The sequence below is a fragment of the Sodalis sp. RH19 genome, from assembly GCF_047324215.1.
Taxonomy (GTDB): domain Bacteria; phylum Pseudomonadota; class Gammaproteobacteria; order Enterobacterales; family Enterobacteriaceae; genus Acerihabitans.
In genome coordinates, this window is sequence record NZ_CP178734.1 from 1229914 (window position 1) to 1246078 (window position 16165).

14 protein-coding genes are annotated in these 16165 nt (G+C 58.2%); 5 read left to right on the plus strand and 9 right to left on the minus strand.

The features are described from left to right. Window positions 1-55: 55 nt before the first annotated feature. The 3 genes from ACL2XF_RS05565 to ACL2XF_RS05575 form a co-directional block, all read right to left on the minus strand. Complete coding sequence (locus ACL2XF_RS05565; RefSeq protein WP_413728196.1) at window positions 56-1486, minus strand: EmmdR/YeeO family multidrug/toxin efflux MATE transporter; 1431 nt, start codon at window positions 1484-1486, stop codon at window positions 56-58. A gap of 110 nt (window positions 1487-1596) precedes the next feature. After that, a complete protein-coding gene (locus ACL2XF_RS05570) occupies window positions 1597-2493 on the minus strand; it encodes a Kdo hydroxylase family protein (protein ID WP_413728197.1) in 897 nt (298 codons plus the stop codon). Between the two features lie 367 nt (window positions 2494-2860). Continuing rightward, window positions 2861-3778 (minus strand): alpha/beta fold hydrolase, encoded by a 918-nt coding sequence (locus ACL2XF_RS05575; RefSeq protein ID WP_413723025.1) that lies wholly within the window; start codon window positions 3776-3778, stop codon window positions 2861-2863. Between the two features lie 611 nt (window positions 3779-4389). Between ACL2XF_RS05575 and dmsA the strand changes: the two genes are divergently transcribed. From dmsA to ACL2XF_RS05590, 3 genes are read left to right on the plus strand one after another with little or no spacing between them, the layout of a single operon-like run. After that, complete coding sequence (gene dmsA / locus ACL2XF_RS05580) at window positions 4390-6843, plus strand: dimethylsulfoxide reductase subunit A (RefSeq protein WP_413728198.1); 2454 nt, start codon at window positions 4390-4392, stop codon at window positions 6841-6843. A gap of 10 nt (window positions 6844-6853) precedes the next feature. Then, the gene (locus ACL2XF_RS05585; RefSeq protein WP_413723023.1) at window positions 6854-7474 is read left to right on the plus strand and encodes a DMSO/selenate family reductase complex B subunit; all 621 of its coding nucleotides are present in this window, start codon (window positions 6854-6856) and stop codon (window positions 7472-7474) included. Between the two features lies 1 nt (window position 7475). Beyond that, the gene (locus ACL2XF_RS05590) at window positions 7476-8336 is read left to right on the plus strand and encodes a DmsC/YnfH family molybdoenzyme membrane anchor subunit (RefSeq protein ID WP_413723022.1); all 861 of its coding nucleotides are present in this window, start codon (window positions 7476-7478) and stop codon (window positions 8334-8336) included. Window positions 8337-8462: 126 nt separating this feature from the next. On the opposite strand, the gene ACL2XF_RS05595 is transcribed toward ACL2XF_RS05590, so the two are convergent. Further along, window positions 8463-9263, minus strand: a complete 801-nt coding sequence (locus ACL2XF_RS05595; protein WP_413723021.1) for an inositol monophosphatase family protein — start codon at window positions 9261-9263, stop codon at window positions 8463-8465. Window positions 9264-9506: 243 nt separating this feature from the next. Here ACL2XF_RS05595 and ACL2XF_RS05600 point away from each other — a divergent pair, with 243 nt between their 5' ends. Next, window positions 9507-9833, plus strand: coding sequence for an NIPSNAP family protein (locus ACL2XF_RS05600; protein ID WP_410014720.1), 327 nt, complete (start codon window positions 9507-9509; stop codon window positions 9831-9833). 105 nt (window positions 9834-9938) lie between these two features. On the opposite strand, the gene ACL2XF_RS05605 is transcribed toward ACL2XF_RS05600, so the two are convergent. The 4 genes from ACL2XF_RS05605 to ACL2XF_RS05620 form a co-directional block, all read right to left on the minus strand. Next, window positions 9939-10793 (minus strand): LysR family transcriptional regulator, encoded by an 855-nt coding sequence (locus ACL2XF_RS05605; RefSeq protein ID WP_410014721.1) that lies wholly within the window; start codon window positions 10791-10793, stop codon window positions 9939-9941. 101 nt (window positions 10794-10894) lie between these two features. Continuing rightward, entirely contained in the window at window positions 10895-11611 is a 717-nt protein-coding gene (locus tag ACL2XF_RS05610; protein WP_413723019.1) for a DUF554 domain-containing protein, read from the minus strand. Window positions 11612-11644: 33 nt separating this feature from the next. Beyond that, complete coding sequence (locus tag ACL2XF_RS05615; protein ID WP_410014723.1) at window positions 11645-12220, minus strand: UbiX family flavin prenyltransferase; 576 nt, start codon at window positions 12218-12220, stop codon at window positions 11645-11647. A gap of 14 nt (window positions 12221-12234) precedes the next feature. After that, window positions 12235-13731, minus strand: coding sequence for a UbiD family decarboxylase (locus tag ACL2XF_RS05620; RefSeq protein WP_410014724.1), 1497 nt, complete (start codon window positions 13729-13731; stop codon window positions 12235-12237). 232 nt (window positions 13732-13963) lie between these two features. Here ACL2XF_RS05620 and yghX point away from each other — a divergent pair, with 232 nt between their 5' ends. Then, entirely contained in the window at window positions 13964-14851 is an 888-nt protein-coding gene (gene yghX / locus ACL2XF_RS05625) for a YghX family hydrolase (RefSeq protein ID WP_413728199.1), read from the plus strand. Window positions 14852-14884: 33 nt separating this feature from the next. Here yghX and ddlA read toward each other — a convergent pair whose 3' ends face one another. Further along, the gene (gene ddlA / locus ACL2XF_RS05630; RefSeq protein ID WP_413723017.1) at window positions 14885-15997 is read right to left on the minus strand and encodes a D-alanine--D-alanine ligase; all 1113 of its coding nucleotides are present in this window, start codon (window positions 15995-15997) and stop codon (window positions 14885-14887) included. Window positions 15998-16165: the final 168 nt, after the last annotated feature.

The following is a 16165-nucleotide window of genomic DNA, read 5'->3' on the forward strand; positions in this document are numbered from 1 at the left end:
TGCCCTGGGGGCGCCGGGATAGTATTTTCCCGGCGCAAACCCCACCGGGCGCGCGTCAGGAGGTCGAGCGGAGTTTAGGGTATTTTTTCAGCCAGCGGCCGCTGGCCAGGCGCCAGTAGAAAAACAGGCCGCGCACAATCCAGTCCAGGAACATTCCCAGCCAAATGCCCACCACGCCGAAACCCAGCACGATCCCAAGCGTATATCCCACCACGATGCGGCATCCCCACATGCCAAGCATGGATATCCACATGGTGAAACGCGCGTCGCGCGCGCCCTTCAGCCCCGCAGGCAAGACCCATGACGCGGCCCAGAACGGCATAAACGCGGCGTTAAGCCAGACCAGTATTTTCACCACGTGGATAACATCCTCCTCGCGGGTATAAAACGCGGCCAGCAGACCGGCGAACGGCACCGAGAGGAAGGCGATCAGCGATAATCCCAGGGTGGACAGCCAGAAGATATGCTTCAACTGGCGTTCCGCCTGGCCGCGCTGGCGTTTTCCCAAACGCGTGCCGACAATAATGGTCGCGGCGGACCCCAACGCATTGCCGGGCAAATTGATCAGGGAAGCGATGGAAAAAGCGATGAAATTGCCGGCAATCACATCGGTGCCCATACCCGCCACGAACACCTGGGTCAGCAGCTTGCCGCCGTTAAACAGCACTGATTCAATACTGGCGGGAATACCGATGCCCAGCACTTCCTTCAGGATGCTGGTATCCAGCCGGTAAAAATAGCTCTTCAGCGAAATTTTCAGCGCCGGGTTAAACCCGATCATCAGTACGTAAATTACCGCCGCAGCGCCGATATAGCGGGTGATGGTCAGTCCCAGGCCGGCGCCGATAAACCCCAGTCCCGGCCATGAAAACACGCCGTAAATCAGGATAGTGCTGATAATAATATTGAGGATATTCATCCCGCCGTTGATAAGCATCGGGATCTTGGTATTGCCCGCGCCGCGCAACGCGCCGCTGCCGATAAGCGCGATGGCGGCGGCCGGGTAGCTCCAGGCGGTGATTTTCAGGTAGCTTAACGCCAGGGCTTTCACCTGCGGCGCGGCGCTGCCGGCGATCACATCGATAATCGCCTGGCCGTAGAATTCGATTCCCAGCGCCAGCAGCACGGCGATCACCGTCATCAGCGCCAGCGATTGCCTGGTGGCGGCGCGTGCCCGCTGGGGATTGAGTTTCCCCAGGCTGAACGCCACCACCACCGTGGTGCCCAGATCCACGGCGGCGAAAAACGCGATGATCACCATGTTAAAACTGTCGGCCAGGCCCACGCCGGCCATGGCTTCCTTGCCCAGCCAACTGACCAGGAACGTGCTCAACACCCCCATCAGCAAGACGCACATATTTTCGAACAGGATCGGCACCGCGAGCGGGGTGATTTCTCGCCAGAACAGCACCCGATAGGAATGCCGTTTGGGATACCACGCCGTACGCTCGATGGCGTGCCGCAACGCTACTGTGATGTTTTGCAAGATAGTTCCAGCTGTAGAAAAAGACGGGCGCTTTACTTGATGATGGTAAAAGACCTGTGAATTTGCAAAGTCTTTTTAATCAGCAGATGTGACGGGCGCTGACGCCCGGGCTAGATGAGGGATTCGTGCACGAGGGATTGCAACACGCTTAACGGTGCCCGCCTGGGATCGCGCATGGCGGACAACGGCAGCATAAAAGTCTGTTCAAGCAGGAATTGTCCGTCCATCGCCGCGTGGGGCGTTTGATCGGAAAAACAGATCCAGGTGCTGCCCGGCGGGAATGCTATCACCAACTGCGGGCCGTCGCGCTGATAGTTCGCATCGGCTTTCATGGCGTCATGCAATTGCAGCATCAGATGATCGTAACGGCTGCGCCGTGTTTGGGTGATGCCAACGGCGTTTAGCCACCAGCTTGCCAAAGGGGAATAGCGCCTGAGCCGCGGCAGAAAACGCTGCGCCAGCGGGGGGAAGGGCTCGCCGATGCGCCAGGTACGGCTTATGCCATAAGGATTGATATTGGTGAAAACGCGCAGTATGCGCTCGCCGCGGTTGGGTCGTGAAGGAAAGGCGTCCACGTGCAGGCGGCTATCATCCTTGCGCCAGGAGGCCCTGGCGCGCCAGTCGGCGACCTGATGCAGCCGCAGGGTACCGGCCGGGCTGTGGCAGGCGTCAAGGTAGGCCGGTAGCAATGACGCCATCAGGGCGCGGCAGTCCTGATAATAACGCTGCAGCAGTTGCCGCGCCGCCGGACGCTGCTCCGGCGCCGCCACGCCGTCCAGCCGGTCGCGATCGGGCCGATAGCTGATATTTTTGCGTTCCGGCTCCAGCAGGACGGGATCGAGCAAGGCCTCTTCTTGCGGGGTTAATATAAAAGACAAGCGGGGTAAATACAGAATTTTGCCCTCTTCCAGCGCCGCGACGACGGCGGACGCGTCTGGCCGGTCAAGGTGCCATTGCTGGTAAGGCAGCGTCATCACGGCAAGCTCATAGGCTATTGAGTTCGGCATAATAATTCCTGGTATAAACGGACGATCCGGTTATTTTTTTCGGCGGTCATTGCGACTGGATAATACTTTTATCCAACATTACTATTATTTAGAGATATATTTCGGGAGCCGGAGCAATAATTTGCCAAGTTATTAATTGAATAATTATAATCGTAAATGAGACAAGGAAATAAACAGTCGCCAAATAAGCACCAGATAAATTTATGTTTTACCGCGGTCGCCATCACGCCACGAGGCGTGGAATGACAGGGTAACCAGACCAGTGAAAAATCGCTATGATGGTTACGGTCACCCTTATTAATGTATAACTTCCCGGCGATATATCATTTTAATTAATGCCGTATCCGTCATGCAATAAACCGCGCCGTTACAGGTTCAGTAAATCCACGATGGCGTCCACTACGGCCTGCGGCGCTTCCTGGGGAATATTATGCCCGATGCCCGCTAACAGGCGCCGTTGATAATAGGCGGAAAATTTATCGCGATCGGGATCGGCGGCGCCCGGCGCGCCGGTGTCGAGACCCGCGCCCACGCCGTCGTCAAGACCGCATAGCGAAATGGTGGGCACCGCGATAACCGGCAGGCGTTGTAACCGATCCTCGATCGGCTGCAGTAGGGGATCTCCCGCCATATAGCCGTACCGGTGGCGGTAGGAATGGATCACCACCTCGACAAAATCCGGGTTGTCGAATGAGGCGGCGGTGCGCGCGTAGGCGGCGTCGGTAAAATGCCAGGAAGGCGACCATAACCGCCACAGCAGGCGGCAAAAAGCCGCCCGGTTGGCCGTCAGTCCGGCGCGGCCGCGCGGGGTATGGAAATAATATTGGTACCAGTACCGGTGCTCCGCCTCGGGATCCTGCGGCGCGGCTGAAGCGGCGATATCCTGGATATTGTAACCGCCCGCGCTGACCAGGGCCGTCACCCTGGCGGGCCAAAGAGCGGCGAGGATACAGGCCGCGCGCCCGCCCCAGTCATAGCCCGCCAGGACGGCCTTCTCCAGCGACAGCGCGTCCATCATATCCAGCAGATCACGGGCCAGGGCGGCCTGCTGCCCCGAGCGCATGACGCCGTCGTTGATAAACCGGGTGGGGCCGTAGCCGCGCAGATAAGGCACCATCACCCGGTAGCCCCGCGCTACCAGCCCAGGCGCCACGTCATCATAGGCGCGCGGATCGTAGGGAAAGCCATGCAGTAAAATCACCGCCGCGCCGTCCCGCGGACCATATTCCTCATAAGCCAGGTCGAGCATGGGGGTGCGCACGTGCCTTGTCGCGGGAAGTTTCATCAGGGCGCTCCTGTGGTGTATGCCGCAAGGTGATAAGTCAGTATAGAACGGTTGGCAACCGGCGATGATCATCCGTCGTGCTTCGTAATGCGAAATAACATGCGAGTGATTAGTATTTATATTTTATCGCCAGGGGGAGGGCGTTATACCCATAACGGACTTGTTTTTTTAAAAATCTGGCGGGTCGTTTTATTCTTTATTTCGCTTATGGCGGGCCGGGTGCGCCGGCGATATTTTTCGCCATGGGGAGAAAGAACGTCTTTATTCTCCCCGTTGTACGGTCAATAGGGCGAAAATCTGTGCGCAAACTCATATTTTAATTCTTTAATGAATCAATATTATTTAAATGCAAAGAGGGATTTAATAAATAACTAATTGAATTTTAAGTATTAATTAATTCAAGAAGTGTTATATAAAATTATATATATCGGTTTTATTGATGCCGGACAATACCCCTGTCTATCCTAAGGGTAATCTCATTGCGAGGATGATTATGCCGCAATGAATTTCCGCCGCGCTTTCTGTGTTCGGTAGCATTTTATGCGTGGCGAGACTGTTCCGGATTGATGTCATCGTTAAACAGGGATTTGAGATCTTCAGGGTGAATTATCATGAAAAGCAAAAATAATAATACTTTACTAAATATCCCCCTAACTCGGCGAAATCTGGTGAAGGATAGCGCAGTGTGCGGACTGGCGCTGGCCGCCGGCGGCGTGGCGCTGCCGTTCAGCCGCCAGGCCCGGGCCGACGGAGATCCGGCAACCCTACCCCCGTCCCCCGCCGCTGAAAAAATCGTCTGGAGCGCCTGTACGGTAAACTGCGGCAGCCGTTGTCCGCTGCGCATGCATGTGGCCGATGGCGAAATCACATATGTGGAAACCGATAATACCGGCAATGACGTGTATGGGGATCTGCACCAGGTACGCGCCTGCCTGCGCGGGCGGTCGATGCGACGCCGGGTCTATAATCCCGATCGGCTGAAATACCCGATGCTGCGGGTAGGGCAACGTGGCGAAGGCAAATTCAAACGCATCAGCTGGGACGAGGCGTTCGGTTTAATCAGCGCTAACCTTAAGCGCATTATTAAGGATTATGGCAACGAGGCCATTTACCTGAATTACGGCACCGGCACGCTCGGCGGCACCATGACCCGCTCCTGGCCGCCGGGGAAAACGCTGATTGCCCGCCTGATGAACTGCTGCGGCGGCTATCTGAACCATTATGGCGACTACAGTTCGGCGCAAATCGCGGCGGGATTGAACTATACTTACGGCGGCTGGGCGGAAGGCAACAGCCCGACCGATATCGTAAATAGCAAGCTGGTGGTGATGTTCGGCAATAATCCCGGTGAAACCCGTATGAGCGGCGGCGGGGTGACCTATTTGCTGGAGCAGGCGCGCGAACAGTCCAATACCCGGATGGTGGTTATCGATCCCCGGTATACCGATACCGCCGCCGGCCGCGAAGACGAGTGGCTGCCCATCCGGCCGGGCACGGACGCCGCGCTGGCTTCTGCGCTGGCTTATGTGCTTATTAGCGAAAATCTGGTGGACCAGCCCTTCCTGGATAAATACTGCGTCGGTTATGACGAAAAAACACTGCCTGCCGGCGCGCCGGCCAATGGCCATTATAAAGCCTATATCCTGGGCCAAGGCCAGGACGGGACGGCGAAGACGCCGGCCTGGGGCGCCGCCATCACCGGCATCCCCGCCGCGCGCATCATCCAGCTGGCGCGGGAAATCGGCAGCGCCAAGCCGGCCTATATCTGCCAGGGGTGGGGGCCGCAGCGCCACGCCAACGGCGAGACGACCACCCGCGCCATCGCGATGCTGGCCATCCTGACCGGCAACGTCGGCATCAGCGGCGGCAACAGCGGCGCCCGCGAAGGGTCCTATGAAATCCCCTTTGTCCGTATGCCGACGCTGGAAAACCCGGTAAAAACCAGTATTTCCATGTTCTTATGGACCGATGCCATCGTGCGCGCCACCGAGATGACCGCGACCCGCGACGGGGTACGCGGCAAGGACAAGCTTGACGTCCCGATAAAATTTATCTGGAATTACGCCGGCAACTGCCTGATCAATCAACATTCCGACATCAACCGTACCCATGACATCCTGCAGGATGACAAGAAATGCGAGATGATTGTGGTGATCGATAACCATATGACCTCGTCGGCCCAATATGCCGATCTGGTGCTGCCGGATTGTACGGCGTCGGAGCAAATGGATTTTTGTCTGGACGCGTCAAGCGGTGATATGGGGTACGTGATTTTTGCCAGCCAGGCTATCAAGCCGCGGTTCGAATGCAAGAATATCTACGATATGACCAGCGAAATCGCCCGCCGCATGGGGGTCGAGCAGCAGTTTACCGAAGGGCGCACGCAGGAAGAGTGGCTGCGTTATCTTTATCAGCAGTCGCGGCTGGCCGTTCCGGCGCTGCCGGGATTTGAACAGCTCCAGGCCCAGGGCATATTCAAGCAGCGCGATCCGGACGGCCATTTCGTGGCTTATAAAGCCTTTCGCGCCGATCCGGCGGCCAATCCGCTCACCACGCCCTCTGGTAAAATTGAAATCTATTCCGCCGCGCTGGCAACGCTGGCGGCTACCTGGCAACTGTCCCCCGGCGATGAAATCAACCCGCTGCCCGTCTATAGCCCGGGTTTTGAAAACTACGATGATGCGCTGAATAAAAAATACCCCTTGCAGCTGACCGGGTTTCATTACAAGGCGCGCACTCATTCAACCTACGGCAATATCGCTATTTTAAAGGCCGCGAACCCGCAGGAAATCTGGATAAATCCCCTTGATGCGCAAGCGCGCGGGATCAAAGACGGCGACATTATCCGCATATTCAACGACCGGGGGGAGGTGAGGATCAATGCCAGAGTCACGCCGCGAATGATGCCCGGGGTAGTGGGTTTGGGCGAGGGCGCCTGGTATGCGCCGGACGGGAATCGTATCGACCATGCCGGCAGCATTAACGTGCTGACCACGCAGCGCCCTTCTCCGCTGGCCAAGGGTAATCCTTCGCATACCAATTTGGTGGAAGTTGTCCGACTTTAAGGAGTAGTCCATGTCGACACAATATGGATTTTATATTGATTCAAGTCGTTGCACCGGCTGCAAGACCTGCGAAATGGCCTGCAAAGACTATAAAAATCTGGCGCCGGACGTCAGTTTTCGCCGCATTTATGAATATGCCGGCGGCACATGGCGGCAGGAAGCGGACGGCAGCTGGCAGCAGAACGTCTTTAGCTATTATCTCTCCATTGCCTGTAATCATTGCGAGGATCCGGCCTGCGTCAAGGTCTGCCCGAGCGGGGCCATGCATAAGCGCGATGACGGCCTGGTGGTGGTTAACGAGGATGTCTGCATCGGCTGCCGCTACTGCGCCATGGCCTGTCCCTACGGCGCGCCGCAGTATAATGAGGCGAAAGGGCATATGACCAAGTGCGATGGCTGCCAGGAGCGTTTGGCCGTCGGTCTGAAACCGGTCTGTGTCGAATCCTGTCCCTTGCGGGCGCTCGACTTCGGTCCCATTGAGGATCTGCGCCGGCAACACGGTACGCTGGCTCAGCTGGCGCCGTTGCCGCAGGCTCGCTACACCAAGCCTAACATTGTGCTTAAGCCTAACGCCAATAGCCGTCCTTGCGACGATACCACCGGCTATCTGGCTAATCCGAGGGAGGTGTAATATGGGTACGGGATGGCAGGAATGGCCCCTGATTTGGTTTACGGTGCTGGGGCAGTGTGTGGTGGGCGGGTTTATCGTCATGGGGCTGGCGCGGATGGCCGGCCATTACGATGCCGGGCAGCATCTGCGGCTGCATCGCTGGATGAGCGTTCTCTGGCTGCTGATGGGCCTGGCGTTTCTGGCGTCGGTGCTGCACCTGGGCACGCCGCTGCGGGCGCTTAATTCGCTCAATCGGCTGGGTTCGTCGGGACTCAGTAATGAAATCGCCGCCGGGTCGCTGTTTTTCGCCGCGGGCGGCCTCTACTGGCTGCTGACGGTGACGGGCAGGATGCCGCGCGCGCTGGGCAAGGCGTGGCTGGGGCTTGCCATGGCGCTGGGCCTGGTATTCGTCTATGCCATGACCCGGGTTTACCGGATTGATACCGTACCCACCTGGAATAACGGCTATACCGCGCTGAATTTCTTTCTGACGGTGCTCATCGGCGGGCCGCTGCTGGGCGCGCTATTGCTGCGGGCCGCCGGGATCGAGATCCGCCGCCGCCGGATGCTGGTTACGCTTAGCATCGCGGCGTTGCTTGTCAGTATGGGGGCTGCCGTCATGCAGGCGGCCGGACTGGCGGCAATACAGAGTTCAGTGCAGCAGTCCGCCGCGCTGGTGCCCTGGTACGGCGAACTGATGGCGCTGCGGCTGGCGCTGGTCGTCCTTGGCCTGGGCTGCTGGGTCTGGCCGATGCTGCGGCGCGTCAACAGCGGCGTCGCCGGTCTGGCGCTGGGTTTTGCCTTGGTGGTGGCGGGAGAACTGGTGGCCCGCGGGGTATTTTATGGATTGCATATGACCGTCGGCATGGCTGTTGCCGGTTAGCGTGCAAAACGGCTTATTCGGCCGGGGTGCTGCATTCCCGGCCAGGTGAATGCGCACGCTACCCTTAGGCCGTCATCGCCGATACCCGTTTCATGAGCTGGGCGTGCCGCGCTGGCGCCCATCGCCTCAGGACTGATCAATAAGCGCCAGCAATTGCCGATAAACGGCCGGATTGGCCATCAGCACCGCATTACCGTTCATCAACCCCTGGTTATGCATAAAATCATTCGTCACGCCGCCGGCCTCGCGCACCATAACGATGCCCGGCAGGCTGTCCCAGGCGTTCATATGGGGTTCGTAATAGCCGATCAGCCGGCCGGCCGCCACATAGGACGTCATCAACGCGCCGGACCCGTTGCGGATAAACATGCCGCCGGCGCGCAGCAGGTTGCCGATAAAAGGCGTAAACACCCCGGGGGCGACCCGGCCCGAGGTCCCCACGCCCACCAGGCCGTCGCGCACCGCTTGGCCGCCGTGTACCCGCAGCGGCGTATCGTTGACAAAGGCGCCTTTGCCGGCGCAGGCGTGGAAGATTTCATCGTGGTTGGGATCGCAGACCACGCCGATGATGGGTTCGCCCTGGATAACCACCCCGATGGCAACGCACCAGGTATGCAGTCCGTTGAGAAAAGCGCTGGTGCCGTCTATCGGATCGACCACCCAGGTACAAGACGCGGTTTGGCCGCCGCCGGTTTCCTCGCCGAGAAAGCCATCCTGCGGGAACCTGGCGGTGATGGCCTGGTGGATAAGGGCCTCCACGGCGCGGTCGGCAATGCTGACCACATCCTGCAAATCCCCGCCCTTATGCTCCACGTCCAGCCGGTGGCGCTGCTGATAAAAGGCAAACGCGCGGCGGGCGCCGGTTTTCGCCAGTTCACAGGCAAAACGGTAGCGTTCGTCAATATCCTGCTGAGTGACTATGTCCATTTCCGCCTCAATATTATTATCTCGTCTCTCGTCGTCTACCGGCCCTTGCCGGGCGGCGGGGCTGGCAGCAATGATGATATACGCAGGCGCATCACATCACATCTAGATGACGGCAATATGACCCGCGGGATGTCCTGACCCTTTACCGGCCGGCGCATTTGCCCGATGATGTCATCCCCGGTTGCGATTCGCCGGCGCTACCCGCTACCGCCGCCGGGGAAACCCCTCTAACGGAGAAAATACATGATTGTTGAGATGCGTGTTTATCATTGCCTTCCCGGCCGCCTGCCGGCACTTCAGGACCGCTTTAGGAATACCACGCTGGCTTTATTTGCCCAGTACGGTATCGAGCCGATAGGTTTCTGGACCACCCTCATCGGCCCCAGCAACCATAGCCTGACCTATTTGCTGAAGTGGGACAGCCTGGCCGATCGCGAGGTCCGCTGGAGCGCCTTCCAGGCGGATACGGCGTGGATAGCCAAGCGTACGGCCAGCGAGGCGGATAAACCTATTGTCGAACGTATTGAAAATTCCTTTTTAACGCCGACGGACTTTTCCGCTCTTCGCTGACAAGACGACACTCCGGCCCGGTGCGGATTAACATGCGCAGTTTATGCGGTCCGTGCCGGGCTGGCCGCGGAAAGGAGTGCCGGCGGTGGTGAGCGCTATAAAGAATCAGGGAATAAGAGAATTTTTGGCGGTATTCAGTGTGACGATAGCGGGTTGATAGATTTGGATATCCTGGATGATGTCGAAGGAGAAATAATGTCCGTCCCGGCTGGGGACAAACTCTGAATCAGGTATAAACGCCGCGCCCTCCAGACCCGCATTGAGCAGATCCAGAATCAGCCGCGGCTCGGACACCTTCATCAGGATATTCACTTCCTCAATCTCCGCGTAGAGTTTATTCAGCAAGAATTCATAGGTTCCCTCGCCGTCGATACGGTGATGCAATATCAGCGGCAGCTTGCCGATGTCGGATAAATTAACGCGCTTGCCGGCGAACGGGCGGGAAAATGAGGCTGATAATACGGCGATAAGTTTTACCGGCGCCAGTTCGCGTACATAAAAAGAGCTGCATTCCCTGGGGCTTTGGATCAGCGCGATATCCAGCGCCTTTTGCGCCAATAACGCTTCAAGATGGCTGGAATCTGAGACCAGTACGTTAATATCCCAGTCAGGCTGCCGCTGGTAAAAATCCAGCAGGGTTTGGTTAAAATAACGCAAATACAAATAGGATACGCCGATTTTGACCACTCTTTTTTGCCGGGTGGCGATAGCGATGGTCTGTTTTTTCAGCGCGTTAACCTGGCTTAACACCTCGCAGGAATGGCGGTAAAGAAAGGCGCCCGCCTCGGTGAGCAGCATTTTTTTCGGGGTGCGGATAAACAGCGGCGAACCGATTTCCGCCTCCAGCTCGTGCAGCCTTTTGCCCAGCGGCGGTTGGGCGATATTCAGCAGCTTGGCCGCCTTGCTGATCGATCCCTGCTCGGCGATAGCGCAAAAATACCGCAGCCTTTTCAGGTCCATTCCACTCTCCCGGTGCCCCCTGACGTGAGCACAGCATAGCAGTAAATCCCGGTACCGCTAAGATGGGCCGCGGTATTTGTGTCAAGGGGATGGCCTGGCGATCAGTGAATAAACAGGGTCCAGAAATGGGAAATGGGCAGCACCAGCACCAGCGCCGGTAAGAGATTTCCCACCGGGAACGATTTAATGCCGGCAATACGAAACCCGGTGGCCAGCATGATAAATCCGCCGGCGGCGGTAAAGTCGCCCATCATTTCAGGGGTGGTGTGCGGCATAATCAGCACGGCGGCCGAGGCGATGCACAGCTGGATAACTAACTGCGGCACGGCAATCAGGGCGACGGCGTAACCCAGCACGGTGGCGAAAATCGCCGCGGTGAATATATCCATGATGGATTTAACGAACAGGATATTGGCGTCGTGGGTCATGCCTTCGGTCATGGCGCCGATAATACCGGTGCCGCTGGCGCAAAACAGCACCAGGATCGCCACGAATTTTTCGGTGAATACCGCCGGATCCAGCTTGCCGTCATCCGCTGAAAAACGATTGGCAATGCCTTTGGCGATATTACCCATCATGCCGATACGTCTTTCCAGATAAACCAGCTCGCCGATGGCCGCGCCGACGATAAGCGATAATATCACCACCGGCAGGCTGTGGATTTTGACAATAAGCGCGATACCCAGCCCCATTGAGGAGAGACCGAAGGTCAGCGGTAAGGCAATGCGCAGCCGCTCGGGGATTTTGTCGCCAAAAAATGCGCCGACAATACCGCCCGCCAAAACGGCGCAGCCGTTGACGAATGGACCAATTAACATCAATTATTCCTTAGAATGAAGACTATTTCCGCATCAGCCGCGCGGGATTTCGCCCCAGCGTTTAAGATTGCCGACGTCCAGACCGAATAAATCCAGCGCGCGGGCGGCGCTGTGACGGACGATATCGTCCACGCTTTGCGGGGCCTGGTAAAAGGCGGGAACGGGAGGGAATATTATCCCGCCCATTTCCGTTACCGATTGCATGTTTTTCAGATGGGTAAGATGCAGGGGGGTTTCCCTGACCATCAGCACCAGCCTGCGCCGCTCTTTTAAAATCACATCGGCGGCCCGGGTCAGAAGATTGCCGGCCAGTCCATGGGCAATCGCGGCGAGACTGTTCATTGAACAGGGCGCGATTATCATGCCGAGCGTTGTAAACGAGCCGCTGGCTATCGCGGCGCCCAGATTGGTTACGCTGTGCACTTCATCCGCCAGTTTCACCACCTCCTGGCGCTCATAGGTCGTTTCGAGCGCCCTGGTGGCTTCCGCTCCTTTGCTGATGACCAGATGCACTTCAATATCCTGTTCATGTAGCAGCTCCAGCACTTTCATGCCGTACTGGAACCCGGAAGCCCCGCTGATGCCTACGATAATGCGCCGCTTACTCATCTTAACAACTCGGTTTATTTAAAATCAGGCAGAAATTTCCGCACGTCGACTTTTTTGAATTTGGAACGGACAAAGTGCGATTTCAGATGAAAGGGTACCGTGCAGTCAAAAATGGTTTTACAGGATACGCCCTGCTGCGAAATGCTCGGGCTGTATTCCGGCACCTGCGACGGGTCCAGGGGGTGGCAACGCACGCCGGGGATAAAGATGGTATCGACGTCGCCCTGATAGCGGGTCTGCATCGCCCACAGGATATCGTCGGTATCAAAGATATCGACATCCTCATCGACCAGGATGACGTGCTTGAGTTCCGAAAACGCGGCGAAGGCCAGCAGCGCCGCCTGCCGTTGCCGGCCTTCGTCAACCGGCGAGGCTTTTTTGCATTGCAGCACCGCCAGCAGCTTGCCGCCGCCGGAGGTGTGGGCATGCACGTTCAGCACCCGCCCCGGCATGGCCCGTTCAATCATATCCAGGATACTGGCCTCGGTGGGAATGCCCGCCATGCTGACATGCTCGCCGCTGGGACCGAGGGTGGTTTGCAGGATCGGGTGTTTTCGGTAGGTGACCGCCTTGACCTTGATAACCGGCAGCGCCGCCTTGGCTTCGCCGGTATAACCGGGGAATTCGGGCATGGCTTTACCGGTATGGGTGTTCTGGTCTTCCCGCACGCGTACGTTGGGCAACAGTTCGCCTTCGATAACAATTTCGGCGTGCGCGATGGCGCGCTCGTCGATGGTCAGGCAATTGACCAGCTCGACGGCTTTGCCGCGCAGCGCGCCGGCGATACTGAGTTCGTTAAAGCCAAGCGGGGTGGTGGGCGGCTCGAAGCAGGCGGCGATTTCGATGGCGGGATCGACGCCGATGCTGATGGAAATCGGCAGCGCCTGTCCCAGCCGTTCGGCTTTTTCACGGAAGGCGTCGATATGCCGGCCCGGCGTCAGCCACATGGACAGTTCATCGCGGCTTTGAATGCAAAGACGATGAATGGTGATATCGGATTGTTTGGTTTCCGGGTCGGAGGCGTAGCATAACCCCATGGTGAAATACGGGCCGGCATCTTCTTCGGTATTGGTCGGCGCCGGTAATAATGTCCGCAGGTCAAACGCCGGATCCGAGGCGAGATGGACCACTTCCTGGCATACCGCCTTTTCCTTGCCGACCACGACCGGCGCTATGGCGTTGGCTACCGATTCCTTTAACAGGAAACCCAATCTTTCCGGTGCGCAGTTAAGCAGATGGCCCACGCGTTCGCGGGTAGACATCAGGCCGGTCACCACGCGCACGCCGGGGAATCCCTTAATGGTATTGAACATCATCGCCGGCCCTTTGCGTGTCGGGCGCTGGCAGGTGCCGCCCGCGCCGACGTAGCGATAGACGCCGGATAATTCAGCCTCGGGATCGACCTCGACATCGGTGCTGACGAATTCACCGGCAATCGTTTCCAGTAGGGCGATGGCCGACCGGAGATCCTGTACGGGTTGCCGATCGGTGTTAGGGTTCTGTTCTGACATTTTTCCTCCGAAAAGACAGTGATATACATCCTGCGAAGACTATATCCCCGGCCACGTAATGGATAAAGTACCGTTTATATTCAGCCGGTAAACCTTTTTGGTTTAGATAAGCTCATGAAAAAACACGCCGCAGCGTATTTCCCGCTCTCCCGCCATGACCGCGGAAACCCGTTTCGTTTGCGGTTGCGGATCTGCTAGATTAATTCGTGTCCAGGATGAAAGGAGCGATATCATGACCCGTCTTAACGCTAACGATTTTGATCCGCAGCTGCTTGAGCTGTATGACTATTACGTCCATGGCAAGATCACCAAGCGTCAATTCCTGGTCAAGGCGGCGCACTTCGCCGTCGGCGGTTTGACCGCCGCCGGCATACTGTCCTTGCTCAGCCCCAATTATGCCCTTGCCCAGCAGGTTGAATTTACCGACCCGGATATCGCCGCGGAATATATTACCTACCCGTCGCCCAACGGCCACGGCCAGGTGCGCGCTTACCGGGTGCGTCCCGCGGCGGCCAGGGAGCCGGTGGCGGGGGTGGTGGTGGTACATGAGAACCGCGGGCTCAATCCGTATATCGAGGATGTGGCCAGGCGCGTCGCCAAGGCGGGATTCGTGGCCCTCGCCCCCGATGGACTCAGCTCCGTCGGCGGTTATCCCGGCAATGACGACAAAGGCCGCGAACTGCAGCAGCAGGTGGATCCCACCAAACTGATGAATGATTTTTTCGCCGCCATTGAGTATCTGATGGGGCGCGGGCAAACCAACGGCAAGGTGGGCATCACCGGTTTTTGCTACGGCGGCGGGGTGGCCAACGCGGCGGCCGTGGCCTATCCCGAGCTTGGCGCCGCCGTGCCTTTTTACGGCCGGCAGCCGAAACCGGAGGACGTGCCGCGCATCAAGGCGCCGCTGCTCTTGCATTATGCCGGGCTCGATACCCCCATTACCTCGGGCTGGCCCGCTTATGAGACGGCGCTGAAAGACGCCGGCAAGACCTATGAGGCCTATATTTACCCCGGCGTGAACCACGGATTCCATAACGATTCCACGCCGCGCTATGACCAGGCGGCCGCCGATCTCGCCTGGCAACGCACCATCGCCTGGTTCCGGCGTTATCTGGCGTAACCGCGGCGGGCCTGATGCCGCGCCAGCGGCCTCTTATGCTCCGGGGGCGTCGAGGTGGGTGCTTTTCAGCTGGTTATCCTGCTGATGGCGTTCGAGCGCCAGCGTGATCAACCGGGTGATAAGCTCGGCATAGCCGATGCCGCTCGCCTGCCATAATTTCGGGTACATGCTGATATTGGTAAAGCCGGGCAGGGTATTGACCTCGTTGACAATGGCGTCGCCGGCGGCGGTGAGGAACAGGTCCACCCGGGCCATGCCCTGGCACTCCAGCGCCTGGTAGGCCTTGACGGCCATGGCGCGGATGCGCTCGTTGACCAGGGCGGGGATATCGGCGGGGATCGCCACCGTCGCGCCCTGTTCGTTGATATATTTGGTTTCGTAACTGTAAAACGCGTCGCTGAGAATAATTTCTCCGCAGCCGCTGGCCTGCGGCTGGTCATTGCCCAATACCGCGCATTCGATCTCGCGCCCGGTAATGGCCGCCTCCACCACCACCTTATGGTCATAGCGGAATGCCAGTTGCACCGCGTGGTTGAATCCGGCTTCGTCGGCCACTTTGCTGACGCCGATGGAGGATCCCTGGTTGGCCGGCTTGATAAACAGCGGCAGCCCGAGCCGGGCGCTGACCGAGGCGAAATCATGGCTGGCGCTATTGGCCCGGGTCAGGGTCACAAATGGCGCCACCGGCAGGCCGGCATCGCGCAGCAGACGTTTGGCGATGTCTTTATCCATGCAGAGCGCCGATCCCAGCACGCCGCTGCCGACAAACGGAATATTGGCCATGCGCAGCAGGCCTTGTAACGAGCCGTCCTCGCCGAGCGTGCCGTGAACAATGGGAAAAATCACGTCCATCTGCGCCAGCGCGCTGGCGTTACGGCTTTCGATAAGCTGATGGCTCGCCTGTCCGGGCACCAGCGCCACGCCGGTATGGGACGGGTTCAGGGCGATACGGGCCGGATTGTCCTGATGAAGCAGGTAATCCGAGGCATCGTTAACGTGCCAGATGCCCTGTTTATCGATGCCCAACAGGGTCACATCAAATTTTTCACGGTCGATATTGTCAACAATGTTTTTCGCCGATTGCAAAGAGACCTCATGCTCGGCCGATTTCCCGCCAAAAATGACGCCTACCCGAATCTTTTTCATCTGTTGATCCTTATGGTTGCCTGCTTTTATTGGCAGGCCACTGTCGTCTGGCTGGCGTGCGCCGGCAAACCCATGGGTGTTGCCGTCCCGTCCGACCACATTATCACCGATGCCGCACCTTGCGCCAGATGCCGGCGCCGGGGCCGCCGGGCAACCGCTGACGGCGCC

Bases quoted from the DNA above. Each gene is read 5' to 3' on its own strand.
- ACL2XF_RS05585 (WP_413723023.1), top strand. From the start codon at position 6,854: ATGTCGACACAATATGGATTTTATATTGATTCAAGTCGTTGCACCGGC.
- ACL2XF_RS05570 (WP_413728197.1), bottom strand. From the start codon at position 2,493: ATGCCGAACTCAATAGCCTATGAGCTTGCCGTGATGACGCTGCCTTAC.
- ACL2XF_RS05610 (WP_413723019.1), bottom strand. From the start codon at position 11,611: ATGTTAATTGGTCCATTCGTCAACGGCTGCGCCGTTTTGGCGGGCGGT.
- ACL2XF_RS05590 (WP_413723022.1), top strand. From the start codon at position 7,476: ATGGGTACGGGATGGCAGGAATGGCCCCTGATTTGGTTTACGGTGCTG.
- ACL2XF_RS05605 (WP_410014721.1), bottom strand. From the start codon at position 10,793: ATGGACCTGAAAAGGCTGCGGTATTTTTGCGCTATCGCCGAGCAGGGA.
- yghX (WP_413728199.1), top strand. From the start codon at position 13,964: ATGACCCGTCTTAACGCTAACGATTTTGATCCGCAGCTGCTTGAGCTG.
- ACL2XF_RS05620 (WP_410014724.1), bottom strand. From the start codon at position 13,731: ATGTCAGAACAGAACCCTAACACCGATCGGCAACCCGTACAGGATCTC.
- ddlA (WP_413723017.1), bottom strand. From the start codon at position 15,997: ATGAAAAAGATTCGGGTAGGCGTCATTTTTGGCGGGAAATCGGCCGAG.
- ACL2XF_RS05595 (WP_413723021.1), bottom strand. From the start codon at position 9,263: ATGGACATAGTCACTCAGCAGGATATTGACGAACGCTACCGTTTTGCC.
- ACL2XF_RS05615 (WP_410014723.1), bottom strand. From the start codon at position 12,220: ATGAGTAAGCGGCGCATTATCGTAGGCATCAGCGGGGCTTCCGGGTTC.
- dmsA (WP_413728198.1), top strand. From the start codon at position 4,390: ATGAAAAGCAAAAATAATAATACTTTACTAAATATCCCCCTAACTCGG.
- ACL2XF_RS05600 (WP_410014720.1), top strand. From the start codon at position 9,507: ATGATTGTTGAGATGCGTGTTTATCATTGCCTTCCCGGCCGCCTGCCG.
- ACL2XF_RS05575 (WP_413723025.1), bottom strand. From the start codon at position 3,778: ATGAAACTTCCCGCGACAAGGCACGTGCGCACCCCCATGCTCGACCTG.